The 24,957-nt window shown below is 61.8% G+C and carries 27 protein-coding genes, 3 tRNA genes and 1 pseudogene; 12 read left to right on the top strand and 19 right to left on the bottom strand.

The features are described from left to right. A partial coding sequence (gene tuf, locus FJ948_RS28215) for an elongation factor Tu (protein WP_140710274.1) occupies positions 1 to 911 on the bottom strand: 911 nt, incomplete at its 3' end. Positions 912 to 1,204: 293 nt separating this feature from the next. On the opposite strand from tuf, the gene FJ948_RS28220 reads away from it, so the two are divergent. After that, positions 1,205 to 2,092, top strand: coding sequence for a DMT family transporter (locus tag FJ948_RS28220; RefSeq protein WP_140710276.1), 888 nt, complete (start codon positions 1,205 to 1,207; stop codon positions 2,090 to 2,092). A gap of 194 nt (positions 2,093 to 2,286) precedes the next feature. On the opposite strand, the gene FJ948_RS28225 is transcribed toward FJ948_RS28220, so the two are convergent. Beyond that, complete coding sequence (locus FJ948_RS28225) at positions 2,287 to 2,544, bottom strand: GlsB/YeaQ/YmgE family stress response membrane protein (protein WP_140710278.1); 258 nt, start codon at positions 2,542 to 2,544, stop codon at positions 2,287 to 2,289. A gap of 129 nt (positions 2,545 to 2,673) precedes the next feature. Between FJ948_RS28225 and FJ948_RS28230 the strand changes: the two genes are divergently transcribed. Beyond that, a complete protein-coding gene (locus FJ948_RS28230; RefSeq protein ID WP_140710279.1) occupies positions 2,674 to 3,129 on the top strand; it encodes a YidB family protein in 456 nt (151 codons plus the stop codon). Positions 3,130 to 3,208: 79 nt separating this feature from the next. Here FJ948_RS28230 and FJ948_RS28235 read toward each other — a convergent pair. Next, positions 3,209 to 3,282, bottom strand: a tRNA-Gly gene (locus tag FJ948_RS28235). A 90-nt stretch (positions 3,283 to 3,372) separates the two neighbouring features. After that, positions 3,373 to 3,457: transfer RNA gene (locus FJ948_RS28240), tRNA-Tyr, on the bottom strand. Positions 3,458 to 3,653: 196 nt separating this feature from the next. On the opposite strand from FJ948_RS28240, the gene FJ948_RS28245 reads away from it, so the two are divergent. After that, entirely contained in the window at positions 3,654 to 4,502 is an 849-nt protein-coding gene (locus FJ948_RS28245; protein WP_140710281.1) for an RNA methyltransferase, read from the top strand. Between the two features lie 118 nt (positions 4,503 to 4,620). Here the strand turns inward: FJ948_RS28245 and FJ948_RS28250 are convergent, their stop codons facing one another. From FJ948_RS28250 to gcl, 3 genes are all read right to left on the bottom strand, one after another. Beyond that, entirely contained in the window at positions 4,621 to 5,619 is a 999-nt protein-coding gene (locus tag FJ948_RS28250) for a 2-hydroxy-3-oxopropionate reductase (protein WP_281405383.1), read from the bottom strand. A 56-nt stretch (positions 5,620 to 5,675) separates the two neighbouring features. Then, positions 5,676 to 6,473 (bottom strand): 2-oxo-tetronate isomerase, encoded by a 798-nt coding sequence (gene otnI / locus FJ948_RS28255; protein ID WP_140710285.1) that lies wholly within the window; start codon positions 6,471 to 6,473, stop codon positions 5,676 to 5,678. Between the two features lie 82 nt (positions 6,474 to 6,555). Continuing rightward, positions 6,556 to 8,337, bottom strand: a complete 1,782-nt coding sequence (gcl, locus tag FJ948_RS28260; RefSeq protein ID WP_140710287.1) for a glyoxylate carboligase — start codon at positions 8,335 to 8,337, stop codon at positions 6,556 to 6,558. 207 nt (positions 8,338 to 8,544) lie between these two features. Between gcl and bhcR the strand changes: the two genes are divergently transcribed. After that, on the top strand, positions 8,545 to 9,363 hold the full coding sequence (bhcR, locus tag FJ948_RS28265; RefSeq protein WP_140710289.1) for an HTH-type transcriptional regulator BhcR: 819 nt from the start codon (positions 8,545 to 8,547) through the stop codon (positions 9,361 to 9,363). Here bhcR and FJ948_RS28270 read toward each other — a convergent pair whose 3' ends face one another. Then, positions 9,364 to 9,723, bottom strand: coding sequence for a hypothetical protein (locus tag FJ948_RS28270; RefSeq protein WP_140710291.1), 360 nt, complete (start codon positions 9,721 to 9,723; stop codon positions 9,364 to 9,366). It abuts the gene before it with no gap. A 178-nt stretch (positions 9,724 to 9,901) separates the two neighbouring features. Between FJ948_RS28270 and FJ948_RS28275 the strand changes: the two genes are divergently transcribed. Beyond that, positions 9,902 to 10,264: a hypothetical protein gene (locus tag FJ948_RS28275; RefSeq protein WP_246677646.1), complete on the top strand. Its 363-nt coding sequence runs from the start codon at positions 9,902 to 9,904 to the stop codon at positions 10,262 to 10,264. 75 nt (positions 10,265 to 10,339) lie between these two features. On the opposite strand, the gene FJ948_RS28280 is transcribed toward FJ948_RS28275, so the two are convergent. The 3 genes from FJ948_RS28280 to FJ948_RS28290 all read right to left on the bottom strand — a co-directional run bounded on the left by FJ948_RS28280 (position 10,340) and on the right by FJ948_RS28290 (position 11,525). Beyond that, complete coding sequence (locus FJ948_RS28280; RefSeq protein ID WP_140710295.1) at positions 10,340 to 10,645, bottom strand: BA14K family protein; 306 nt, start codon at positions 10,643 to 10,645, stop codon at positions 10,340 to 10,342. A 294-nt stretch (positions 10,646 to 10,939) separates the two neighbouring features. Then, positions 10,940 to 11,164, bottom strand: a complete 225-nt coding sequence (locus tag FJ948_RS28285; protein ID WP_140710297.1) for a hypothetical protein — start codon at positions 11,162 to 11,164, stop codon at positions 10,940 to 10,942. A 193-nt stretch (positions 11,165 to 11,357) separates the two neighbouring features. After that, positions 11,358 to 11,525: a hypothetical protein gene (locus FJ948_RS28290; RefSeq protein ID WP_140710299.1), complete on the bottom strand. Its 168-nt coding sequence runs from the start codon at positions 11,523 to 11,525 to the stop codon at positions 11,358 to 11,360. 154 nt (positions 11,526 to 11,679) lie between these two features. Between FJ948_RS28290 and FJ948_RS28295 the strand changes: the two genes are divergently transcribed. Beyond that, positions 11,680 to 11,755 (top strand) — tRNA-Thr (locus FJ948_RS28295). A 182-nt stretch (positions 11,756 to 11,937) separates the two neighbouring features. Here the strand turns inward: FJ948_RS28295 and FJ948_RS28300 are convergent. Beyond that, positions 11,938 to 12,251, bottom strand: a pseudogene (locus FJ948_RS28300) (methyltransferase domain-containing protein); the annotation flags it as partial. 185 nt (positions 12,252 to 12,436) lie between these two features. Continuing rightward, positions 12,437 to 13,330 carry an NAD(P)/FAD-dependent oxidoreductase gene (locus tag FJ948_RS28305; RefSeq protein ID WP_140710301.1) on the bottom strand — a complete coding sequence of 298 codons (894 nt, stop codon included), beginning with the start codon at positions 13,328 to 13,330 and terminating at the stop codon, positions 12,437 to 12,439. A gap of 130 nt (positions 13,331 to 13,460) precedes the next feature. On the opposite strand from FJ948_RS28305, the gene FJ948_RS28310 reads away from it, so the two are divergent. Further along, positions 13,461 to 14,114 carry a TetR/AcrR family transcriptional regulator gene (locus FJ948_RS28310; RefSeq protein WP_140710303.1) on the top strand — a complete coding sequence of 218 codons (654 nt, stop codon included), beginning with the start codon at positions 13,461 to 13,463 and terminating at the stop codon, positions 14,112 to 14,114. Between the two features lie 369 nt (positions 14,115 to 14,483). Here the strand turns inward: FJ948_RS28310 and FJ948_RS28315 are convergent, their stop codons facing one another. The 3 genes from FJ948_RS28315 to FJ948_RS28330 all read right to left on the bottom strand — a co-directional run bounded on the left by FJ948_RS28315 (position 14,484) and on the right by FJ948_RS28330 (position 16,856). Then, on the bottom strand, positions 14,484 to 15,059 hold the full coding sequence (locus FJ948_RS28315; RefSeq protein ID WP_140710305.1) for a DUF2569 family protein: 576 nt from the start codon (positions 15,057 to 15,059) through the stop codon (positions 14,484 to 14,486). Positions 15,060 to 15,271: 212 nt separating this feature from the next. Continuing rightward, a complete protein-coding gene (locus FJ948_RS28325) occupies positions 15,272 to 15,970 on the bottom strand; it encodes a hypothetical protein (protein ID WP_140710307.1) in 699 nt (232 codons plus the stop codon). Between the two features lie 271 nt (positions 15,971 to 16,241). Next, entirely contained in the window at positions 16,242 to 16,856 is a 615-nt protein-coding gene (locus FJ948_RS28330; protein WP_140710309.1) for a TetR/AcrR family transcriptional regulator, read from the bottom strand. A 91-nt stretch (positions 16,857 to 16,947) separates the two neighbouring features. Between FJ948_RS28330 and FJ948_RS28335 the strand changes: the two genes are divergently transcribed. Genes FJ948_RS28335 through FJ948_RS28355 form a run of 5 tightly spaced genes read left to right on the top strand, consistent with a single transcriptional unit; the run spans position 16,948 to position 21,531 of the window. Then, positions 16,948 to 18,039, top strand: a complete 1,092-nt coding sequence (locus tag FJ948_RS28335; RefSeq protein ID WP_140710311.1) for a spermidine/putrescine ABC transporter substrate-binding protein — start codon at positions 16,948 to 16,950, stop codon at positions 18,037 to 18,039. 12 nt (positions 18,040 to 18,051) lie between these two features. Then, complete coding sequence (locus FJ948_RS28340; RefSeq protein ID WP_140710313.1) at positions 18,052 to 18,921, top strand: ABC transporter permease; 870 nt, start codon at positions 18,052 to 18,054, stop codon at positions 18,919 to 18,921. 2 nt (positions 18,922 to 18,923) lie between these two features. Then, positions 18,924 to 19,706, top strand: coding sequence for an ABC transporter permease (locus FJ948_RS28345; protein ID WP_140710315.1), 783 nt, complete (start codon positions 18,924 to 18,926; stop codon positions 19,704 to 19,706). Beyond that, positions 19,703 to 20,767 (top strand): ABC transporter ATP-binding protein, encoded by a 1,065-nt coding sequence (locus FJ948_RS28350; protein WP_140710317.1) that lies wholly within the window; start codon positions 19,703 to 19,705, stop codon positions 20,765 to 20,767. Before FJ948_RS28345 ends, FJ948_RS28350 begins: the two co-directional genes overlap by 4 nt. Before the next feature lie 2 nt (positions 20,768 to 20,769). Continuing rightward, the gene (locus FJ948_RS28355; RefSeq protein WP_140710319.1) at positions 20,770 to 21,531 is read left to right on the top strand and encodes an MBL fold metallo-hydrolase; all 762 of its coding nucleotides are present in this window, start codon (positions 20,770 to 20,772) and stop codon (positions 21,529 to 21,531) included. An 8-nt stretch (positions 21,532 to 21,539) separates the two neighbouring features. Here the strand turns inward: FJ948_RS28355 and FJ948_RS28360 are convergent, their stop codons facing one another. From FJ948_RS28360 to FJ948_RS28370, 3 genes are all read right to left on the bottom strand, one after another. Beyond that, positions 21,540 to 22,241 carry a TetR/AcrR family transcriptional regulator gene (locus FJ948_RS28360; protein ID WP_224534507.1) on the bottom strand — a complete coding sequence of 234 codons (702 nt, stop codon included), beginning with the start codon at positions 22,239 to 22,241 and terminating at the stop codon, positions 21,540 to 21,542. Positions 22,242 to 22,263: 22 nt separating this feature from the next. Beyond that, positions 22,264 to 23,691, bottom strand: coding sequence for an amidase (locus tag FJ948_RS28365; protein WP_140710321.1), 1,428 nt, complete (start codon positions 23,689 to 23,691; stop codon positions 22,264 to 22,266). 98 nt (positions 23,692 to 23,789) lie between these two features. Next, positions 23,790 to 24,824, bottom strand: a complete 1,035-nt coding sequence (locus FJ948_RS28370; protein ID WP_140710323.1) for an extracellular solute-binding protein — start codon at positions 24,822 to 24,824, stop codon at positions 23,790 to 23,792. Positions 24,825 to 24,957 lie beyond the last annotated feature (133 nt).

The raw sequence follows: 24,957 nt of genomic DNA on the forward strand, positions 1-24,957 counted from the left end.
GCCACGAACTTCTTGTGCGGCTTCACCGTGCCCGGCTTGGCCAGAACCTGGCCGCGCTCGACACCTTCACGATCAACACCGCGCAGCAGCGCGCCGATGTTGTCGCCAGCCTGGCCCTGATCGAGCAGCTTGCGGAACATTTCCACGCCCGTGCAGGTCGTCTTGGTCGTCGGACGGATGCCGATGATCTCCAGCTCCTCGCCGACCTTGACCACGCCGCGCTCGACGCGGCCGGTGACGACCGTGCCGCGACCCGAGATCGAGAACACGTCCTCGATCGGCATCAGGAACGGCTTGTCCAGCGGACGAACCGGCGTCGGGATGTAGGCGTCGACCTGAGCCATCAGCTCGCGGATCGCGTCCTCGCCGATCGTCTTGTCCGAATCCTCGAGTGCTGCCAGCGCCGAACCCTTGACGATCGGAATGTCGTCGCCGGGGAACTCGTTCTTCGACAGAAGCTCGCGAACCTCGAGCTCGACCAGTTCGAGCAGTTCCGCGTCATCGACCTGGTCGACCTTGTTGAGGAACACCACGATCGACGGCACGCCGACCTGACGGGCAAGCAGGATGTGCTCGCGGGTCTGCGGCATCGGGCCGTCGGCGGCCGACACGACCAGGATCGCGCCGTCCATCTGCGCGGCGCCGGTGATCATGTTCTTCACATAGTCGGCGTGGCCGGGGCAGTCGACGTGGGCGTAGTGGCGGTTGGCGGTCTCGTATTCGACGTGAGCCGTCGAGATCGTGATGCCGCGCGCCTTCTCTTCAGGTGCAGCGTCGATCTGGTCATAGCGCTTGTATTCGCCGAAATACTTGGTGATCGCAGCCGTCAGCGACGTCTTGCCGTGATCGACGTGGCCGATCGTGCCGATGTTCACATGAGGCTTCGTACGCTCGAATTTACCTTTTGCCATAGTCTCTTTCCTTGGACGGCCTGGACCTTCAGTTCAGTCGAATGCGGGGCGATTAGCGAGAAAGGCCAAAAAACACAAGCGTCTTTTGCCCGGGCGCCATCTCACTCGGCCAGAACCCATGATCCGATTGCGGGGGTATGGCGCTGATATAGGGAGCCGCCGTCGAAAATGGAATGGGCGGAAGCCGGCGGAACAATGCGGGGATTTGGCAGGCCCGCGCATCGGTCGCTGTCGGATTTGCCGGCGGTCCATGGCCCATTGCGGCGGCCACCCCGGTCTGATTTCCTGCGCCTATGCATTTCATTCCGACTGCCATTCGCGGCCCGCTGTTCATGATCGTCTCGACCGGGTCGTATCTGGTCAACGATACGATGATGAAGCTCGCGACAGTGGGCTTGCCGTCCTACGAGGTGCTTTTCCTGCGTGGCGCCGCGGCAACGCTGTGGGGCTTTCCGCTGCTGTTCGCGCTCGGCTACGGCAAGCAGATCCCGCTGATCTTCGACAAGCGGGTGCTGCGCAGGAACCTGCTCGAGCTGGCGGCGATCCTCTGTTACGTCGTCGCGCTCGCCAATATGCAGATCGCCGATTCCACCGCGCTCGGCCAGATCACGCCGCTCCTGATGCTGGTCGGCTCCTCGATCCTGTTTGGCGAGCGGATCGGCGGCCAACGCATGGCACTGATCGGATTGGGCTTCCTTGGCGCGCTGATGGTGGCGCAGCCGACCATGCAAGGCATTTCGGTCTACGCCTTGCTGGCGCTCGGCAACGCGACATTCGCCGCCGCGCGCGATCTGGCCGGCCGCAAGATCACCGCCGAAGTGCCGGGAATGATCGTGGCGATCTCGGCCGTCGTCGTCGTGCTCATCGGCGCCGGCGCCGCGCATTTGATGTCCGAACGCTGGGTCATGCCCGAGGCCCGTCACCTGCTGCTGACGGCAGGCGCCGGCTTCTTCCTGATCTTCGGCCACTTCTTCATCTTCATGGCCTATCGCGTCGGGCCGACCGGAGCGGTGGCGCCATTCTACTATTGCTTCACGGTCTGGGCGGTCATTTCAGGCCTGCTGGTGTTCGGGCAATTTCCCAACACGCTTGCCGTCTGCGGCATCCTGCTGGTGGTCGCCAGCGGGCTGACCATCGTGTCGCTGGATCAGCGCAAGCGCCGGCTGACGGTGATCGCTTAGTTGCCGGCGGGGCGCTCGCCGAAGGCCGTTGCCGACGCCGTGGGGATCATCTACGCGGCTGGGACGAACCAATCAGCCGAGGGAGCTTGCCGCCGCCGACGCGGTGCTGATGCCATAGGCAAGCCGGCGGTCGAGGCGGCCCGAAAGCCGCGCGGGGCCGCCGCCTATCTGGCGCAGCCAGTCGCCTCGGGCTGCTAAAGCGTTCGGCGCCCGCTGAACTGGTGATAGGCCCAAAGGACGACCACGGCGCCCACCACGGCGACGATCAGGCTATAGATGTTGAGGCCGGTCACGCCCGACGCGCCAAAGGCGCTGAAGATCAGGCCGCCGACAATCGCGCCGACGATGCCGAGCACGATATCCATGATCATGCCCTGGCCGGTCTTGTTGACGATCTTGCTGCCGATGAAACCGGCAATGACGCCCAGAATGATCCAGCTGATGATACCCATTTTTTCCTCTCCATCCCTCGCCAGCCCAACATTTTCATATGAATGTCAAAACCACAAGCCAGCTTGAAATTCCGCCCGATTGCGCCATTGTTGAAGATGGGTTGGGCTTGGCTAGATGGAGGATCCACTATGGGACTTTTTGACAACGCCGTTCCTGGCGGCAACATCACCAAACCGCTGATGATCGCACTTGGCGCGTTGCTGGTCGGAAAGATGCTGAGCGGCAGAAGCGCCGAACAGCCCGATCAAACCGCTCCGGCCGCTCCGGCGCCGACTGAAGCCAATCCCGGCGACGGAGGCCTGCTCGGCGGTTTGGGCGGCCTGCTCGACAAGCTCAAGAATGCCGGCCATGGCAATGTCGCCGACTCCTGGGTCGGCACCGGGCAGAACCAGTCGATCAACGCCAATGATCTCGGCAACGCGATCGGACCGCAGGTCATCCGCGAGATCGCGCAAAGGACAGGGCTCGACGAGCAGGAACTGCTCAAGCAGCTGTCGACGGCCCTGCCCGGCATCGTCGACAAGCTGACGCCGAACGGCCAGGTGCCGCAGCAGCACCAGGTCGCGTCAGCGTTCAACAGCTAGGGCGGCATGCACGAATGCCAGAGGCGCTGCGCGCATTGCCGCGCAGCGTTTCGGCGTAACACTGGTTTGGGTGAAAGTCTGGAGCGGGTAGCGGGAATCGAACCCGCATATTCAGCTTGGAAGGCTGCTGCTCTACCACTGAGCTATACCCGCGCCTTGCACTGAAGTACCGGATTCACTGGAAAAGCGCCATGCACTTTTCGTCTCCGATGCTTTCGCGTTTCAGGGCTTCCGGGCCGGCAGTGGTGGAGAGGGTTGGATTCGAACCAACGTAAGCTAAGCTAACGGATTTACAGTCCGTCCCCTTTAACCACTCGGGCACCTCTCCAGTCTGCCGCCGGAGCCATGCAACGAGGCATTCACGCCGATCCGGACCCGAGTTGTCTTCTCCGAAATCAGCGAAGCGCCTTATGGCGGCAAGGCCAGTGGGTGTCAACCGCGCAGGAAGGCTTTTTCGATGTTGTTCGCCGGCTGCGGCGACAGGGCATATCCTTGGCGGGAGGAGACGGCTATAGAAGCCGGCCATGAGCAACAATTCCAACACCCCGAAAGACACCCACTACGCCAAGCTGCGCCGCGCGTATCGCGACGAGAAAAGCGGCGGCGCACCGGCCTTCAGGCCGCGCCAACCCGTGCCGCCAGGCGAAAACGCCGGCGATGGCCTGGTGCGTCTTTATGGCCTGCACACTGTGCGCGCCGCGCTCGACAATCCGCGCCGCCGGATCAAAAGAATGCTGGTGACGCGCAATGCGGCCGAACGGCTTGAGATCGCCGATCTCGCCGCCTTGCCTTTCAAGGCCGAACTGGTCGAACCCAGGGACATCGACAAGGTCACCGGGTCGGACGCCGTGCATCAGGGCGTGCTGATCGAGGCCGAGCCGCTGAAGCCCAAGCGCCTCGACGCGCTTGGCGGCACCAGGCTGGTGCTGGTGCTCGACCAGGTCACCGATCCGCACAATGTCGGCGCCATTTTGCGTTCGGCGGTGGCCTTCGGCGTCGGCGCGCTGATCACCACGGCACGCCACAGCCCGCAGGAATCGGGCGTGCTGGCGAAATCCGCCTCCGGCGCGCTGGAGCATATCGACCAGATCGAGGTGAAGAACCTCGCCGACGCGCTCGGGCAACTGCACGAGGCCGGCTTCCAGACCATCGGGCTCGATTCGGACGGGCCGGCTGAACTCGAAACCAGCTTTGCCGGCGACCGGATCGCGCTGGTGCTCGGCGCAGAAGGCAAGGGCCTGCGCCAGAAGACGGGTGAGACGGTGACGACGCTGGCGCGGCTCGACATGCCCGGCGCCATCCGTTCGCTGAATGTGTCGAACGCCGCGGCGGTGAGCCTTTATGCGGCACGGGCATTTTTGAAGCGCGGCTGACTGAAAGCGGCGAGCTCCCGCCAGGAAGCAAAAAACGGGTTCCGGCGACAAAACCGAAACCCGTTCTTCGACGGACAGGAGTTGGCGGCTTTGGGAACGTTGTGCCGCCTCTCCCGACCTATGCCGCTTTACCCTTGATTTCCGTTGCCTCCTTGCCGATCTCGAAATTGGCCATCCGCTCCAGCGCCCTGACCAGCGCCGAATGATCCTCCTTCGCACCACCATTGGCGGCGCAGGAATTGAACAGTTGCTGCGTCGCCGATGTGTTGGGCAGCGACACGCCGAGCGCCTTCGCGCCCTCCAAAGCGAGGTTCAGATCCTTCTGGTGCAGTTCGATGCGGAAGCCTGGCGCGAAGGTGCGCTTGACCATGCGCTCGCCATGCACTTCGAGAATGCGCGAGGCGGCCAGCCCGCCCATCAGCGCCTGCCTGACCTTGGCCGGATCGGCGCCGGCTTTCGCGGCGAAAACAAGGGCTTCGGCGACGGCTTCAATGGTCAGCGCGACGACGATCTGATTGGCGACCTTGGTCGTCTGGCCGACGCCGTTCGGCCCGACCAAATTGATGTTCTTGCCCATCTTCTCGAAGATTGGTTTTGCGCGCTCGAAGACCTTCTCGTCGCCGCCGACGATGATGGTCAGCGACGCCGCTTTGGCGCCAACCTCGCCGCCCGAGACCGGCGCGTCGAGATAGTCGCAGCCGAGCTTGTTGATCTTCTTTGCGAATTCCTTGGTCGCGATCGGCGAGATCGAACTCATGTCGATCACCAGCTTGCCCTTCGACAGGCCGGCGGCGACGCCGTTGTCGCCGAACAGCACCTCGGCCACCTGCGGCGTGTCAGGAACCATGGTGATGATGATGTCGGCGGCCTTGGCCACCGCAGCATGGCCGGTGACGGTTTTCAGGCCGTTGGCGACAAGGTCGGCCGGCGGTTTCGAGCGGTGGTCGCTGGCCACGACCGTGTAGCCGGCAGCAAGCAGATGCCCTGCCATGGGGGCGCCCATGATGCCGAGGCCGATGAAGCCTATGGTTTCCATTATGGTTCTCCTGAAGTCTTTGCTCGAACTCGTCGAAGGCCGGCGCTGCCCCTGATCCGCCTGCCCTTCGCTGCGGTGCAGCTACGGAGGGTGAACCGGCACCTTCTCCCCGTATAGTGACGGGGAGAAGGGATGCTCTAAGCCGCCGCGCTGCCCTGTCCGGCCAGATCCCGAAACCAGCCCAGCCCGGCCTCGGTTCCGGCCTTCGGCTTGTATTCCGCCCCAATCCAGCCGGAATAACCGATCCGGTCGATGTGGTCGTAGAGGAAGGGATAGTTGATCTCGCCCGTCCCCGGCTCGTGACGGCCGGGATTGTCCGCAAGCTGGATATGCGCGATGCGGGGAAGGTTCGCTTCGATGGTACGGGCGAGATCCCCCTCCATGATCTGCATGTGGTAGATGTCGTACTGCAGGTACAGGTTCTTCGAGTCGACGCGATCAATGACCTCAAGCGCCTGGTCTGAATAATTGAGGAAGAAGCCCGGAATATCGCGCGTGTTGATCGGCTCGATCAGCAGCCTGATGCCGGCCTGCTCCAATTTTTCGGCGGCGAACGCCAGGTTCTCGGCGAAGGTATCCTCAAGCACCTTGGTCGCAACACCCTGCGGCGCGATGCCGGCCAGGCAGTTGACCTGTTGGCAATCCAGCGCCTGCGCGTAGGCGATCGCCTTGGCGATGCCCTGGCGAAATTCCGGCACGCGGTCCGGCAGCACGGCGATGCCGCGCTCGCCCTTGGCCCAGTCGCCCGCAGGCAGATTGAACAGCACCTGCGTCAGGCCGTTCTTCTTCAGGCGGGCGGCGACCACCTCGGGCGCGTGATCATAAGGTCCGATATATTCGACACCCTTGAAGCCGGCGCGTGCGGCGGCATCGAAACGGTCGAGGAAATCATGCTCGCCAAAGAGCATCGACAGATTGGCTGAAAAACGCGGCATTCTTTTTCTCCTATTTTCTGCCCGGAACCAAAGCCGTGTTGAGATTCAGGTCAGGCCGGCCTGACCTGAATATCAGCATGATTTAGTCCAGCATGACGATCGCTGTCGGCGCGTCTTCCTGATGTTCGGCAAGGTCCTCGAATTCGGTGATCTTGTCGATCTCGGTACCCATCGAGATGTTGGTGACGCGTTCGAGGATGAATTCGAGCACGACCGGAACCCGATGCTCCTTCATCAACCGCTGTGCTTCCTTGAACGCGCCGGCGAACTCTTCCGGCTTGCGCACCCTGACCGCCTTGCAGCCCATCGCTTCGGCGACGGCGACATGGTCGACGCCATAACCCGCCTCGGGATCATTGGCCCGGTTGATGTTCTCGAAGGCGAGGCTCACCTCGTAGTCCATCGAAAAACCGCGCTGCGCCTGACGGATCAGGCCGAGATAGGCGTTGTTCACGACGACGTGGATGTAAGGCAACTTGTACTGGGCGCCGACCGCCAGTTCCTCGATCATGAACTGGAAATCATAGTCGCCCGACAGCGCCACGATCGCGCGGTCGGGATCGGCGGCGCGCACGCCGAGTGCGGCCGGCAGCGTCCAGCCGAGCGGGCCGGCCTGGCCGCAATTGATCCAGTTACGCGGCTTGTAGACATGCAGGAACTGCGCGCCTGCGATCTGCGACAGGCCGATGGTGGTGACATAGGTGACGTCGCGGCCAAACGCCTTGTTCATCTCCTCATAGACGCGCTGCGGCTTCAGCGGCACCTGGTCGAAATGGGTCTTGCGCTTCATCGTCTTCTTGCGGCCCTGGCATTCCCTGGCCCAGCCCGACCAGTCGCGCAGTTTTCCAGCCGTCTTCCATTCGGTGGCGACGTCGAGCAGCATCTTCAGCGCCGCACCCGCATCCGAAACGACGCCGAGGTCCGGCGCGAAGACCCGGCCTATTTGAGTAGGCTCGATATCGACGTGAATGAATTTCTTGCCTCTGGTATAGACGTCCACCGAGCCGGTGTGGCGGTTGGCCCAGCGGTTGCCGATGCCGAAGACAAAGTCGGCTTCCAGCATCGTCGCATTGCCGTAGCGGTGCGACGTCTGCAGGCCGCACATGCCTGCCATCAGCCGGTGGTCATCGGGAATCGCGCCCCAGCCCATCAGTGTCGGGATGACCGGAACGCCCGTGATTTCGGCGAATTCGATCAACAGGTCGGACGCGTCGGCATTGATGATACCGCCGCCGGCGACGATCAGCGGCTTCTCGGCGGCGTTCAGCATCGCCAGCGCCTTTTCGGCTTGGGCGCGCGTCATCGCCGGCTTGAATGGCGCCAGCGGCTCATAGGCGTCGATGTCGAACTCGATCTCGGCCAGCTGGACGTCGACCGGCAGGTCGATCAGCACCGGACCTGGCCGCGACGAGCGCATCAGATGGAACGCCTTTTGCAGCGCCATCGGCACCAGATAGGGCTCCATCACCGTCACCGCCCATTTGGCGACGGGCGCGGCGATGGCGGCGATGTCGACGGCCTGAAAATCCTCCTTGTTGAGGCGCGCGCGTGGCGCCTGCCCGGTGATGCACAGGATCGGAATGGAATCGGCCGCGGCCGAATAGAGCCCGGTGATCATATCGGTGCCGGCCGGCCCCGAAGTGCCGATGCAGAGCCCGATATTGCCCGCCTTGGCGCGGGTATAGCCTTCCGCCATATGCGAGGCGCCCTCGACGTGGCGAGCCAGGACATGGCGGATGGTGCCCCTCGCCTTCAGCGCCGAGTACAGCGGATTGATCGCCGCGCCGGGCACGCCGAAGGCACAGGAAATGCCTTCCTTTTCGAGAACGAGAACAGCGGCATCGACAGCGCGCATCCTGGCCATTTCCAGCCTCCACGAGATGATTGTTGGATGGCTAAGGATGTCACCGGCTCCGCGATTTTTCAATTTTTCCAGAATATTTTTTCATTTCTAGAAAATGGCGATTATTACCTGATTTTGTTGGACTTTCCCTTTTCCAGATTTGCGCCTTGAAATTTCATGAAAAACTTTTTCATTGCATCTTTGGAGAAACGGCCGAGAATGCCGGCCATGGAAAGCAGCGAAAAACGTCAGCGCGGGCGCCCGCGCGCCTTCAATGGTCCGGCTGAAGCTGCCTCGGTGCAGTCGCTCGACCGCGCCTTGCGTATCCTGGCCATCGTCGCGGAAGGCAGCGGCCTCTCGCTGAGCGAGATATCGGCGCAGAGCGGGCTCGCCGCCTCCACCGCCTACCGCATGCTGACGACGCTTCAAAACCACGGCATGGTCGAATTCGATACGTCGGACCAGCTTTGGTCGATCGGGGTCGAGACCTATCGGATGGGCGCGGCGTTCCTGCGCCGCCGCAAGCTGGTCGACCGCGCCCGCATCGTCATGCAGGAATTGATGGAGAAAACCGGCGAGACCGCCAATCTTGGCGTCGCCGAGGATGACTGCGTGGTCTTCGTCAGCCAGGTCGAGACACATCAGGCAATCCGCGCCTTCTTCCGGCCGGGCACGCGCAGCCCCTTCCATGCTTCGGGCATCGGCAAGGCGGTGCTGGCGCATCTCGAACCGGAGCGCGTCGGGACGATCCTGCGCAAGGCCGGCCTGCAGCGCTATACGGACAAGACCCTGTCCGACATCTCCGCCCTCGCCCACGATCTGGCTGTCATCAAGCATCGCGGCTGGTCGGTCGACGACGAGGAGCGCCACCCCGGCATGCGATGCGTGGCCGCCGCCATCTTCAACGAATATGGCGAACCGGTCGGCGGTGTTTCCGTGTCCGGGCCGACGGTACGGGTCACGCCAGAGCGGCTGGCCGAGATCGGCCCGCTGGTGCGCGACGCAGCGGTCGAGGTGACGAAAATGATCGGCGGGATGGCTGGCTGATCAGGCGGCGCCCGGCAGCGCGCTCCTGGCCGCCACATGAAGGACGTCCAGCAGGATTGCCAGGCCGACGCCGCTGGCGGTGCAGATGAGGCCGGCCATGAATATACGGTTGGCGCGCGCATAGACCGGCCGGCGCAGCGACGCCGTGTCGAGCAGCAACGCCAGCGCCCGCATCTGCAAGGCAATACCGGCCAGGATCGGCAGGACAGCAACCAAGTGATAGGTCTGCCAGGGAATCGGGTTGGCGGCCCAATGGGTGATGAAGCCCAGCGAGAACGCCAGCAGAATGCCGACCGTGGTGACCGTACCGTTGCGAAACACCGGCTCGATCAGGTCTTCTTTCTCGCCCTGCTCGTCCAAGCCACCCTCCTCCCCAGCCGGCAATCGATGCGATTAGACTAAACGCTCATAGAATCGCTGTACATCTCTGCTTGCTCGGACAAGCGCCGGCGACAGCCAGCGCGGCTGGACAGCACATGGAAGGGCAGGAATGAGAAAGACGGCTCTGCTTTCGCTTGCCGCCTCGCTTTGCGGGTGCGTGGCGACACCGCCCGCAGCCACACCCGAAGCCGGCAACCAGCGCGTCGATCCCATGCCGATCTCGCTCGCTTTGGAAGAGATCATCACGACAGGCGTTCGCCAACATCTGCAGGACCCGGCCACCGCCAGGTTCGGGACGATGCTTGCCGGAGAACGGACCCTTAATGGCCGTGCGGAGATCGTGGTCTGCGGCCATGTCACCACCAAGCCTTCCCGCGGCAATGGGAGGGACAAAGCGTTTGCCGCCAAGATTTATCCGGATGCGGGAAGCAGCTTCGAACTCGTCGCGATGGGTGAAGAGCCGCCAGATATGAGGCTCGTTGGCGACACCTGCCGTGCGACCGGTTTGCCGATCCTGTAAACTTGGCCTTCCCGCCGCCCGCACGCAAAAAAGGGGGCTGCGGGAGCCCCTCTTTCCTGCGTTGATACTCTCCTCTCAGAGCCGGCAGTAGTGACGATAGCCGTCGTAGCCGACATAGGTGTCGGAGTCCGGATCGTAGCTGGAATAGCGGTCGAAGCAGCGGCGGACGTGCCAGGAACCGCCATCTTCCTCGACATAGACGGTACGCGGCGGCTGCTGGGCAAGCAGGCTGCCAAGGACGAAACCGCCAACGCCGGCGGCGATGCCGATGCCAAGGTCGTGGTGATGCGAATGGGCCGCCGAAGGCTGGACGGTGCCGACCAAAGCGGTGGCGGCGACCGTGGTGGCGATGAGGCCGGAAACGAGTGTGCGCTTGAACATGACGATCTCCTTGCTTCGTTGGAGAGGCGATCCATCCGCCTCTTGATCATGTGTCGCCCCGGCATTGAAAAAGGTTCGATCGGTTTTGATTTTTTTTCGAAGAAGCAGGGATCCGCTGCCTGAAAAGGCACGGCGGCCCTCGCCGGCGTTGATTATCGAGACCCCCGCGCTCCAGCACCTTGCGCCGATCGCGTCATCTTCCGTGGCGGCAACAAGAAGCGCCGTATCAATGCAAAAGGGCGGCCGAAGCCGCCCTTTCCTGCACTGGTTCTTCATCACGCCGCCGGGCTGCGCTCAGTAGATGATGATGTGGTGGCGATGATGACGGTGATGGTGATGATGATGGCCATAGACCCACCAGTAATCCGGGTAGTCCGGGTAATCCTGGTAGTAGAGGTAGTCGTTGTAATGATGATGGCGATGCATGCCATGAGCCGACGAAGACTGAACGGTGCCGGCGAGCGCACCGGTCGCGACGACGATGGCGACGAGGCTGGAAACGAAACTGCGCTTGAACATAACGATCTCCTGGATCTCTGATCGAGGCGACCATTCGCCTCTGAGGATCAGTCGACGTGAGGCGGCGAAAGGTTCGAAAGATCGAGGAGATTTTTCGGAGTGAGTAGTGAGTAGTGAAGAGGCACTAGGCGCATCCGAACAATGCACGGCCTATTCCCCTACTGGCTACTCCCTACTGACTACTCGCTATTTCTCAGCCCATGCCCGTGACGTGCCGCAGCCAGAAGGCGAGCGCGATGAAGCCGATGATGGTGGTGACGCCTGTCCAGTCGACATTCGCGTTCTTGACGTCCCTGATGATCTTTACCAGCAGCATCCATGCGACGATGACGAGCGGCAGAATGATGACAAACCTGATCATGCGACACTCCAGTCCGAAGCGATTGCACCCTTGTCGTCATGTAGGAAGCACGTTTGCGGATTTCAGCATGCTGGCCATACGCCATCCACCACGACCGATGCCGAAATGGAGTTTTGTCTTTACTGGCGCACCAAATATGCTACCGGAGCGCCATGCCCTTGTAGCTCAGCTGGTAGAGCAGCGGTTTTGTAAACCGAAGGTCGGCGGTTCGATTCCGTCCGGGGGCACCAGTTCTCAAGACATACCCATTCTTTTATCTACATAATTTTGCGCACCCCAAAATGCGGCCATGTGTCTATGGCTTGCCTATCGGTCATTTGTGTAAGGATTTGTGAAAGCGGTAGACGGCGTCTTGATGGGTTTTCACACGAATCTGACCCCTCTATGAGGTTCGCATGGCGTGCCCGTTGGTCTGCCCGGTCGGCTGGAGCGCGCGGCGCAGATGAGTGAAGGCGCCCGTCGGATCGTCGAAGAACATCACCCCGAAACGCGAGAACAGGATGTCGACAGCGCCCTCGGGCAACTCGGCGCTGCTGGCGTCGGCCACTCGGAACAGGGCCGGCGTATCCCATGGCGCAAGCGCGCGCGCCCGACCGATCAGCGGTTCGGAATATCCACGCCCAGCACTTGGCCACGCCGGCCAACGAGGGCAGCCAGTGCCAAACTCGACGCGCCCGCGCCGCAGCCGAGGTCCAGCACGCGCTCGCTTGTCGCAGGCGCGGCGGCTGGTTCCGAACACTCGAAAGCCCTCATTCCGCAAGGCTTTGGCGGTAGCGAGACCGATGCGGAGGATGTGCCGGTCACCAGGGCGACGCCAGGACTGATCGTATCCATGGGGATCACTTCCTTCTTGCTTTAGATTTGCGCGCCGCCGCTGTGGATGGCCAATTGGGACCGGAGAAACTGTGCTCTCAAACCAGCATCGACTGCTGGGCGAAGATGCCCGCCATCGCGCCTTGCCAGGATGCCGTTGTGACTGAGGGGATGAGGGGGTTGGTGAGGTCCCCCGCGGCGTAGATGCCGGGCATGCTGGTTTCGCGACGCTCGTCGACCTTGAGGACGATGCCGAGGGGAGTATCGAGCGTGGCGAGGCCCAGTGATTCATGCAAGTTTGCGGACGGCTTGTTGCGCGGATGCGCGAACAGGATGTCGACAGCGACATCGGGGCCGACATTGAGCTTGAGGGTGGCATCATGGCCCCCATGACGGGCGATTTCAGTGATCCGGCCATCGACGACAGGTATGTTGCGACGCGCCAGATCGGCCCGGATATCGGGAGGAATGTCGTGACCATCGGCGAAGACCGTCAACCTGTCGGTCCAATCGTGGAACAGCCTGACCTGATTTTGCGACTGCGGGCCGGACCAGACGAGACCCCAATGCTGGCCGGCGACTTCAAAGCCGTCGCAATAGGGACAGGGTACGATGGACGTGCCCCAGCTTTCGGCAAATCCCGGCACATCGGGCATCTGGTCCGTAATGCCATAGCTCAGGATCAGCCGACGCGCCCCAAGGCTTTCGCCATCGCCCATTAGGACGGAGAAATCGTCGATGCCGCCGGAGACTTTGTCGGCCCGAGCGTTGACCAGACTGATCGCAGGATAACGCGCCAACTGCCGGCGCGCCTCGGCCAAGATGTCCAGCGGCGGCTTGTGATCGTGACCAAGCATACCATGCGAGTGGCCGGCGAAGCGGTTGCGCGGCAGGCCAGTGTCGAGAACGGTGACCTTGCGGCGGGCACGGCCGAGTTGCAGGGCGGCGGCGAGACCGGCAAAGCTACCGCCGATAATGATGACGTCATCCATGGTGACAGGCTCCGTGTTGTTGATGAAGGGGCTCGACTGGATCCTGTTGAAGCTTATCCATTGGCTTCACATTTTAGGAACTGCGTGGTATCGTAATTCAATAATTAGGATACTGTCAAGGACTTGAATTATGGCAACCGAAAAAAACACCCAGCCCCGGCGCGGCCGGCCCGTCAACGAAGCGCTTGGACAAACGATCGTCGATACGGCGGGCGAACTTTTTGCGGAATTGGGTTTTCAAGCGACGACATTGGACAAGGTCGCCAAGCGAGCGAAGATATCGAAGCTCAGCATTTACAGGCACTTCGAGAACAAAGAGGCGCTGTTCGGCGCGGCCTTTGCGGCCCGCTGTCAGCAGTTGATTCCACAGGTGCTTTTTCAAGGCGTCGATGGCTCGACCGAAGATCAGCTGATGGCGGTGGGATCATTGCTGCTTCGCACGCTGCTGCGGCTAGACGTCCGCAACGTCGAAGCCATGGTCATGGCCGACATGACGAGTCAAAAGTCGTTGAGCAAGCTCCATTACGAAGCCGGCCTCGCCCACATCATCGCCCAAATCGAGGCCCTGTTGCGTCAGTTGCACGCGAAGGCGGTTCTGAACGTGCCCGACCCTCTCCGGTCCGCCCGCTTGTTTGCCGCGCTTTTCAAAGGATCCGATCTTCTGATTATCGCACGCTTCGATGAGGCGAGAGCAGAGAACGACAACGAAATCGAATCCTACTGCCGGTCGGCCGTCGCCATGTTTATCGCCGCGCACGGTGGCAGCGACCACGCGGGCGGATAGCAGGGACGAAGCCGCGAAGTACTTGCTTTATATTTTGGATGCTTGCACTGACATCAACGACTATCGGCGTCGGCTTTGGGGCGATGTTGTGAGCGAGGTGTGTGGCTTCAATTGGATCGCCCTGCGCTGCCCACCAGTCAATCTCCGCCAGCGGTCCCGTCTCCGAATTACGGTGACAGTGCACTTTTGCTGAGGGTTTGATCGGATTCACGTTTGAAGGCCGCAACCGACCTGCAGTCTTTGTAAACCGGAAGGTCGGCGGTTCGATTCCGTCCGGGGGCACCATCCTTCGTTCTTCGAGCTTCGAATGGCGGGCCACCTCAAGCTCGTTGGATTATCTTCCTAAACGCCGGTGTGACGGACCAGCCCTTATTGAACGGCCGGTGCAACCTGCGCAGCGGCCGCGCCCCTGTCGAACGTATTTCTCACCCTGATCGACTTGAAGACATAAGCGACCCAGAGACCGGTCACCACGACCGAGATTATGGGGGCGACCAGCCCGTCGCCGCCTGCAAGCACTTGGCTCAGTGGGACATCCAGCGCTGACGAGATCAAAATCGTGTCCACGATAAACACGGCCGGGATCGCAAGCCACTGCAACAGAAACAAGCGGGGAAAGTGTCGGCTTCGCCGCAGCATGAAAACGAGCACGGCCAGTTGGATCGCCAGAAACGCCAGATTGAGGGCAACCTCGCCATACACCGCCAGAGGCCCATTTGGCAGCGGCATCAGTTGCTGGTAACCCTCGATCGAATTGGCCAAATCGGCAACCGTACGCAGCGGTGACAATGTCTGACCGATAGCCAGCAGCATCAGCCAGCCGCCGAAGCCCACGAGAGCCTCGGGATTCTGTGGCGGCTTCGCGGCCGATCGAACAGCAAAGAAAACAGGCACGCCGATCAACAACAGCACGATCACCCAATGCCAGATCGAAAACGCTCCCATTTATCCCCCCTCTGTTATACCCCTTTAGGTTGTATCAGATTTCAAACTCAACTCAAGGGCCGAGCTTTGCGTAAGACGATGTGTGAAGGCCAAAGCAACGACTTCTCCTGCCTGCTCCTGACTCCCTCACACCCCGATCGCCGCCACCAGTATCCGATTCTGCCTCCGTATCGCCGCCCTCAGCTCCGGTATCCTCGCCTCTTCTGACATCGCTAGTTTCCCTCGTCTGAGTTAATGGTCCGATCGGAGATTGAAGTGGTTTTCGAATTCAGAAACTCTTCTAAAAGATCACTGTACCTTTTGTAGTCACCAAAATAGTATTTTTTCGGCATCATGATTGTGACAGGCCACCCGTGGAAACTTATGTGAACGTTACACCGAGCAATGCCTTCATCTGGACTACAGGGACTGGTAACTATAGTTTGATCTCTTGGCAGCTTGGCTAGGTCTTCGTCACGCACGGCTTGCGCGACACGGATGCCCGGCCCATTCGCCAGTCTGACGACGAACCCCTCAACCGGCTGCATCGCCCTGTCAGCCAGAAATCCCGGGCTGAAAGCACCTTTGGCGGAATCATACGTTGCGAAGAGGTAGACCGCGTGCAGGTTCTCATGGCTATCAAACACGGTGCTGTTGTCCCCTGTTTCCTGGAAGACGAATGCGCGCGGCAGAGTAAGCTTCCATACCAAGCGTTGGGGCGGTGGTCGGTCACTATTGAGAGATCGCGGAGCCTGCCTGTCTATCTCAAACGCTAGGTCATAGGGCTCAAGACTTGGGGACCATTTGGCGCCCGCTGCCGGCATGATGGATACCAGAAGCTTCGAATACCCACCGGAAAACCAGCCCAACGCCGCTATCCCTGCGGCGACCAAAAGAACGATAAGCGGTATTTTTAGCGCTTTCAAAGCCAAACACCATATCGCATGGAATCCCGCACATGCGCAGTAAGGGCGCACAACAAAAGTTCTCCGAACTAAGCGTTGCTGGAAGGCAGTGCTTTCGATTAAGCCATCATATTTTTACGGACTTGTGAAGAGAAGAAGTGGCTGAATAGACAATATTTTATCTGCATAAACTCTAATATAACTTTATTGCTTTCTGCTATCGCTTACTGTGGCAAGCGTCAAGCAGTTGCGGCTGCGGTCATGAAGCAACGACTTCTCCTGCCTGCTCCTGACTCCCTCACACCCCGATCGCCGCCACCAGTATCCGATTCTGCCTCCGTATCGCCGCCCTCAGCTCCGGTATCCTCGCCTCGTCGCGCTTCACGAATTCGATGAACATCATGTTCATGTTGTTGAAGATCAGTTCGCCGAGCGCTGCCCCGTCGATGTCCTGCCGCACGAGACCGATCTCCTGCAGCCGGGCGATCAGCGCGCGGATCTGCTCGGTGAGCGAGCGGTCGAGGCCGGTATAGGCCTGGCCGAACGGGCTGTCGGGCAATTGCGTCGAGATCGCCATTGCCTGCCGCCACATCTCCTTGCTGAGATAGTGCAGCGAGTGCTCGATATAGATGCCGATCAGCGTGTCCAGCGCATCGCCGACATTGGCCGGCGGCCTGGCGACGACGCCGCGCCCGGCATTAAGCACTTCGTTGACTTCCAGCGAGACGATGGCACCGAGGATGTCGCCCTTGTTCTCATAGTAATTGTAGATCGTGCCGATCGAGACTTCGGCTTGCGCGGCGATCGCCTCGATCTTGGCGCCCTCATAGCCGGCCTCGCGGAAAAGTGCTGCCGCCGCCTCGATGATGCGCCTGTGCCGGTCCGCCTTTTGCCTTGCCCGCAATCCGCTCATAGCAGCCTCTTGCCATAAAAACAGAATTGACTCAATTTTAGAATTGGTTCAATTTTTTGCAAGAAGCCACAAAGGCAAGGGAGAACACTCGATGTCCGTCAAATCCGCATCCAGGAATCCGCTTCTCGTCTTGAAGCACCATCTGCACGCCGCTTGCGCCGCAACCGCGCTGTTGCTCGGCGCCGGCAGCCTCGCCGAGGCGGCCGATCTCAACGCCCTGATCTGGTGCGATCATTCCGACCCAGCCCTGCTGCAGCCCTTCGAGGACGCCAACAACGTCAAGGTCAACGTCAAGGAATTCGAAGGCACCGGCGCCGGCCTCGCCATCGTCGAGCAGTCGCAACCCGGCGACTGGGACGTGATGGTGATCGACAGCATCGACGTGCCGCGCGGCGTCGAAAAGGGCCTGTTCGAGCCGCTGCCGGAAGACAAGCTGCCCCTGGCCGACCTCTTCCCGCAGGTGAAGATGGACGGCTCCACGGTGGTTGGTGGCAAGCGCTACGGCATCACCGAAAAATTCGGCTACAACACGATCGGCTTCAACAAGACCAAGGTCGATCCGGCCGACATGCAGTCCCTGGCGTCGCTGACTTCGGACAAATACAAGGGCAAGGTCGCCCTCTACGACTACTATCTCCCCGTCATCGGCATGGCGGCGCTCGCCATCGGCAAGAAGACGGCAGACCTTACCGAAGCCGACCTGCCGGCGCTCAAGGAAGAGCTGCTCAAGATGAAGGCCAACGCCAAGCTGGTCGGCGAAGTCACCGCCAGCCAGACGGCGCTCGCCACGGGCGAGGTCGACATATTGGTCGGCGGCGGCGAATGGGTGACGGCAGGCCTTGCCAAGGAAAACCCGGCGCTGGATTTCTCAATCCCGAAGGAGGGCGCGGTGCTGTGGTCGCAGTCGCTCGCCATGTTCAAGGATTCCAAGAACAAGGACATGGCGCTGAAGTTCATCCAGTACATTATGAGCCCGGAAGGCCAGGCGCGGCTTGCGACCTCGTCCTGCTACTGGGGCATGCCGTCCAACACCAAGGCCGCGTTGAGCGACGACCAGAAGAAGGTGCTGCGCTTCGACGAGCAGCCCGGCTTCCTCGCCCGTGCGCAATCCTACCCGGCGCCGAATGCGGACCTCGACAAGAAGATGCAGGACATGTGGACCGAAATGCTGCAGGCCAAGTGAGCTGATACGCTCATGAGCACAGCAGGAAACCGGACGGGCCGCGCCCTGCCCCGGGCGAGCGATGCCCTGCCCTGGGCGCTGGTCACGCCGGCGCTCGGCTGGACGCTTCTTTTCTTCGTGCTGCCCTTTGTCGCCATGGGGCTTTCGAGCTTCACCGCCCATGAGGGCGGCGCGGCCACCTGGTCCAATTACAGCCAGTTCTTCGCCAACCCCGCTTATTGGCAGGCGATGGTTAACTCGCTGCAGGTCACCGCAATCGTCACCGTGGTTTCCGTGCTGCTCGCCTATCCCTTCGCCTGGATTCTGGCCGAACAGGTGCCGGAGCGCTGGCAACGGCTGGCGCTGATGCTGGCCGTGCTGCCGTTCTGGACGTCCTACGTCGTGCGCTCCTATTCGTGGCTGCTGGTGCTGGCGCAGAACGGCGTCATCAACCGGGCGCTGACCGGCTCAGGCCTGATCAGCGAGCCGCTGCAGCTCGCCAACACGCGCCTGGCGACCGTCACCGGCTTCGTGCATTTCTTCGTCATGCTGTTGACGCTGACCATCTTCGCCAATCTGAAGCAGTTGAGCCCAAGCTACCGCAAGGCGGCCGCCGATCTCGGCGCCGGACCGGTTCGCACCTTCCTGCATGTCATCCTGCCGCTGACCTTGCCCGGCATCATGGTCGGCGCGTTCCTGACCTTCGTGCTGTGCATCGGCGACTACATCACGCCGCAGATCCTCGGCGGCAACAACGAGCTGCTGATGCCGCAGCTGGTGATGATGCAGATCGGCCGGCGCGGCGACTTTCCACTGGCCTCGGCGCTGTCGATCATCCTGATGGCGGTGGTGACTGTCGCCTACCTCGCCTGCGCCCGCTGGCTGAAGATCGAGCGGACCTGACCATGCGCAGGATTGTCTCCGTCGCTTCCTGGATTTACGCGCTTGCCGTCTATGGCTTCATCTTCCTTCCGGTCGTCGTGCTGGTGCTGTTCTCGCTGCAGTCGACCTCCTTCCCGATTCCACCGTTCACCGGCCCGTCGCTGCGCTGGTACCAGGCGGTTCTTTCAGACACGCGGCTCACCTCGGCGCTGGTCAATTCGCTGCTGGTCGCGGTGCTTTCCTCGGCCACCGCCGTCACGCTCGGCTTCCTTTCGGCCTGGGGTTTCGCGCGTTTCGTGCTGCCGGGCTCGGGTCTGCTGCGCGGGCTGATCACACTGCCGTTGACGGTGAGCTACCTCATCATCGGCATGGGGCTTTTGGTGCTGTTCAACTGGGCCGGCGTGCCGAAGTCGCTGCTTGCCGCCGGGATCGGCCATGTCGTGATCAACCTGCCGCTGTGCTTTGCCATCATCTACAGCCAGATGGGCGACCACCAGATCAACATCGAGCGCGCCGCGCGCGATCTCGGCGCGCCGGAGTGGAAGGTGCTGCTGTTGATCACCGTTCCGGTCATGGCGCCGGCCATTTTCGCCGGCTTCTTCCTGTCGATGACCTTCTCCTGGGACGAGTTCGTCATCTCCTTCCTGCTGACGCGCTTCGACACCACGCTGCCGGTGGAAATCTGGAACCTGCTGCGCTCCGGCCTCAACCCCAAAACCAACGCCGTCGGTTCGCTGGTCTTTGCCGTCTCGATCGTGCTGGTGGTGTTCTTCGAACTGACATTGTTGCGGAGAAGGCCGGCATGAGCGCACCCCTGGTCGATATCCGCGACGTCTCGCACCGCTTCGGCCAGCATCCCGTGCTGAAGAACGTCTCGCTGACGACCGAGGCCGGCAGCTATACGATCCTGCTTGGACCCTCGGGGTCCGGCAAGACGACGCTGCTCTCCATCCTGGGCGGCTTCGTCACCCCGAGCGAAGGCAAGGTGTTTATCCGTGGCGAGGACTGCACCTCGGTGCCGCCAGCCAAGCGTCCGACGACGACGGTGTTCCAGGACTACGCGCTGTTTCCGCATATGAGCGTCGGCGGCAATGTCGGCTTTGGCCTGCGCATGCAGGGTGTCGACGGCGCGACGCGCGCGGCCCGCGCCCGCGAGACGCTGGCGCTGGTTGGGCTCGACTCCGCCTTCGACAAGAGGCCGCACCAGCTCTCCGGCGGCCAGCGCCAGCGGGTCGCGCTGGCACGCGCGCTGGTCATCGAGCCGGCGGTGCTTCTGCTCGACGAGCCGCTCGGGGCGCTCGACCTGAAACTGCGCCGGCAGATGCAGGACGAACTGAAGGCGATCCAGAAGCGGGTCGGCACCGCCTTCATCCATGTCACCCACGACCAAGAAGAAGCGATGGCGCTGGCCGACCATTGCGTGGTGATGAATGACGGCCGCATCGAGGACGAGGGGCCACCCGAGCGCGTCTATGCCAGGCCGGCGACGCGCTTTTCCGCGACCTTCATGGGCGAGAGCACGATCCTTGCCGGGACTGTCATGGAAACCGGGAACAGGACGTGCACCGTCGCCACACCAGTCGGACCGGTTTCCTTGTCCAGTGCCTTGCCGTTGGGGTCGGCTGCCGCACTGGCCATTCGGCCCGAGCACCTTGTGCTTGGCGCGGCGCCGGGCGGAACGAAGCTCGGCAAGGCTGACGTGAGCGACGTCGTCTTCCAGGGCAGTTTCAAGCGCGTCCTTGCGACTTCCGTCGAAGAGCCGTCCCTGCGGTTCATCGCCAAGCTGCCGGCGACCGCCATCGTCCAGGCGGGCGACAGGGTCGCGATTTCGTGTGATACCGACCAGATCATCCTGCTGACGGATTGAACATGAGCACGCTTGCGGTCATCGACGCACCGGACTGGTACGAAACAATCCGCATGGCCGACGGCATCACGCTGATCCACGAGCCATGGATAAAACCGTTCTTCCGCTGCAATATGTGGCATGTGCGCGGACGCGACCGCGATCTGCTGTTCGACAGTGGTCTCGGTCATTTCAGCCTGCGCGGCCATGTGCCGCTGGTGAGCGAGCGCAAGCTGACCTGCGTCGCCAGCCACACGCATTTCGACCATATCGGCTGCCACCATGAATTCCCCGATCGCTGCGTGCATGCGGCTGAAGCGGCAATCCTGGCCGATCCGCGCAACGAATGGACCGCTGCCGGCACTTATGCGACCGAAGAGATGTTCGATCGCCAGCCGCGGGGCTGGGACACGGCGCGCTACGGCATCCAGCCCGCGCCGGCCGACCGGCTGCTCGCGCATGGCGACGTCATCGATCTCGGTGACCGCGCCTTCGAGGTCGTCCACACGCCGGGCCATTCGCCGGGCGGCATTGCGCTTTACGAGAAGAAGACCGGCATCCTGCTGTCCGGCGATATCATCTATGACGGTCCGCTGATCGACGATGTCTACCACTCGGATATTTCGGACTATATGGCGACGCTGCTCGCCATGCGCGATCTCGACGTCTCGGTCGTCCATGGCGGCCATTTTCCGAGCTTCGGCAAAGTGCGCTACGGCCAGCTGATCGACGAATATCTCGAACAGAAACGTCAGGCCGGCTGCCATTTGCGGCAGCGTCCCTGAGGGCCGGGTTACGGCATCAAATCGAAATGCCGTGGAAAGGCCTGGTGCAGCAGGAGCAGCATGGTCTTGCGCACCACATCGGTGCCACGGCCGGACGGATTGAGATGATCCCAGTACCATGCGCCGTGAACGAGGTAGTTCAGGCTCTCCGACAGCGTGTCAATGTCCACGTCGCCATAGCCGCCGCCGCGCGCGATCTCGACCAGCAATTCGCGCGCTTCGGCGGTGTAGGCGAGATCGCTTGGCAGGCCGATTTCATTGTAGATCTGCATGCTCTTGCGGTCGCTGGAGAAGGCGACGAAGACCGACACCCATTTCGGATGCTCCCTGGCGAAGCGCTGCGCACAGCCGACCGCGCCCAACAGCCTCTCCACCGCTGACTGCCCGGGCACCCGCACCAGCGTCACCCACAGCTCATCGTACTGATCGCTGAGATATTGCAGGACGGCCCGGAACAGGTTCTCCTTGCTGCGAAAATGGAAAACCACCAGCGCATTCGACGAGCCGACATGCTCGGCGATGCGCTGCATGGTGACGCTCGCCAGTCCTTCCTCCGCGATGAGTTCGATGGTGGCGTCGATGATGCGTTGGACGCTGGCTTCGCCACGCTCGCGCCGGCGGTCCTTGGGCGCGGCGTCATTGGCCGAAGCCCTGCCCTTGGCCGTCCCAGCCCGGCCTTTTGCCGCTGCCTTGCGTTGCACCATCTTCATCGACTTTCCCTTGCATCACCTGTCAAAGCGATGGGCGCGTTCCGGCGCTTGTGTACCATTGCCCCTGCGCCGTTTCATAGGCCATCGCCGTGCGGAAGACGTCGGCGTCGCAATAGGTTCGGCCGACGATCTGGAAGCCCGTCGGGACGCCGCTTGCCGCCCGCCCCGAAGGCATGGACAGCACCGGGCAGCGGCTCATCATGTTGAACGGCGTCGTCATCACCCAGCCCAGCGAGGGGTTCACCTCTTTGCCATTGATCTCGACGGTTCCCGTGGTCTGGTCGAATTCCGCCGGCACCGCGGGAAGCGCGTTGGTCGGGCAGATCAGCACATTGTAGGTTTCCAGCAGCGGACCCAGGGCCTGATACATCCGGGCCGCAACATCGAGCGTCGCGACGAAGTCGGTGGCCCTGGACTTTTGCCCGTCCTCGGCGAACCGCCTGGCATAGCTGGTCATCTCGCTGCCATGCTCGGCAAGCAGTTGCGACAGCGACGCGCCGAAAAGATGCTCCAGATAGGCCATTCCGGCCTTGAGCACCTTGTCGTCCCAGCCGAGATCGACTTCCTCGACCGTCGCACCAAGCGAGCGGAACACTTCGCAGGCAGCGAGCGTGTTCTTGCGCACATCAGGGTCGACTTCGAAGGAACCCAAATCCATCGAGAAGGCAATCTTCCAGCCCTTGATAGGCTTGTAATCGAGCGGCAGGCGCAGCTTGGGGCGAAGCGTGGCGATGTCGAGCGGGCTCGGCCCCGCCATGACATTCTGCAGCAGAATCGCATCCCGGACGTTCCGCGCCAGCGGCCCGGTGTGGCAATAGAAATCGAGGTTGAAGGGCGGCTCGTCCGGATTGCGGCCGTAGGGCGGTTTGAAACCGACAAGCCCGCAGGCAGAGGCAGGAATGCGGATCGATCCGGCAATGTCGGATCCGGTGGCGATCGACGACGTGCCCGAAGCCAGCGTTGCCGCCGAACCGCCCGAGGATCCCCCAGGCGTGAAATCCTGATTCCATGGGTTACGGGTGACGCCCCAACGTTTCGACCAGGTATAACCGGCGCAGCTGAACTCGGGCGTCGCCGTGCGGGCATGGACGATGCCGCCGGCCTTGATGATGCGCTCGTTCATCGTCGAGGTGTGACCGCCCATGGCATCCCTGGACAGCAGCGAGCCATGCGACGTCGGCTTGCCCTTGATGTAGCTCTCGTCCTTGATGCCGATCGGCAGGCCCTCGAGCGTGCCGGTCCTGGCGCCCTTGGCGTATTTCGCCTCCGCCTTGGCGGCCAGCTTGAGCGCCTCTTCGAAATGCGTGAAGGTGAAGCAATTGATCGCCGAGTTGGTGGCCTCGGCGCGGCGGATGGTGGCCTGCATCAGTTCGACGGGCGAGAGTTTCCTGGCCTTGAACAGCCGCAGCGCCTCGCTGGCGGGCATGTAGCAAAGGTCGAGATCGGACATCGAAAATCTCCCGCGATCAGGTGATCGCACTTGGGCATGAGGGTGACCGGACCGCGCATCGCGGCCCGGCGGCTCTTTGTTGGGTTCGGCTGGTGGCGCTATTTCTGGAGGTCGGTCCAGATCTTCGTGTAAAGCGCCTGCACATCGGGCGGACAGGCCGGCATGAACTGGCCCTTGGCGGCGAATTCAGCCGGGATATTCACCTCCGGTGCGTTCTTCATGTCCTGCGGCATAAAAGCTTCCGAGCCCTTGATCCCGTTCGAATAGCGGGCGAAAGCCGAAATCAGCGCGGCGTTCCGTGGGTCCATGATGAAGTTCTGGAAGAGCTTGGCATTCTCGACATTCTTGGCGTCCTTGAGGACGGCGACGTTGTCCATCCAGATCGGAAAGCCCTCCTTGGGATAGCCGTAGACGATCTTGTCGTTCTCAAGCCGCTCGCGCAGCGATATGCCGTTCCAGTTGACGCCGGCGGCGATGTCGCCCCTGCCCAAGCCGTCGACGGCGGCGTAGTCGAGCGACAGCCATTTCGCCTTCGCCTCGACCAGCTTGTCATGCACCTTCTTCAGCACCTGCATGTCTTTGGTGCAGTATTGGCCACCCTCATAGGCGATGGCGAGGAACATGATGTCACCCATTTCGGGCACGACATTGATCTTGCCGACCAGTTCGGCCGGCGGGTCGAGGAACAGTGCCGACGTGTTCGGGTCGCCGGCATAGACTGACTTGTTCACCGAAATGCCCGTTGTGCCCCACTGCCAGGGAACGGTGTATTTGCGGCCCGGATCGAAGGGTACGTCGACCCATCTGGGATCGACATTCCTGAAATTCTCCATCTTGTTGGGGTCGGTTTCCAGCAGCAGGCCTTCGCTGATCCAGATCGGCACGACGCTGGCCGAGGGCACGACGATGTCGTAGCCGGAAGCGCCCTGGCGGACTTTGGCCAAGGCGGTGTCGTTGGAGTCGTAGTCGGTGACGGTGACCTTGATCTTGTAGGTCTCCTCGAACTTCTTGATGAGGTCCGGGCTGGTGTAATTGCCCCAATTGTAGATGTTGAGTTCGCCATCGGCGCGGGCAATGCCCGTCGCGGCGAAGAGCGACAGCCCGACGGCAGCCGCGGTCAGTTTCCAGTTCATACGAGTTGCTCCCATTGTTGGGACCGGCGGCATCGCCGCCTCAGGTCCATTTCCTGCCGATCAACAAGCCGGGTGACGCCGTTCGCCCCCCACAACGGGCCGAATGGCTGTCGAGATATCCCCTCTTCGTAGC

Origin of the sequence: Mesorhizobium sp. B2-3-12, assembly GCF_006442205.1 — a bacterium.
In the GTDB taxonomy this organism is placed as follows: Bacteria; Pseudomonadota; Alphaproteobacteria; order Rhizobiales; family Rhizobiaceae; genus Mesorhizobium.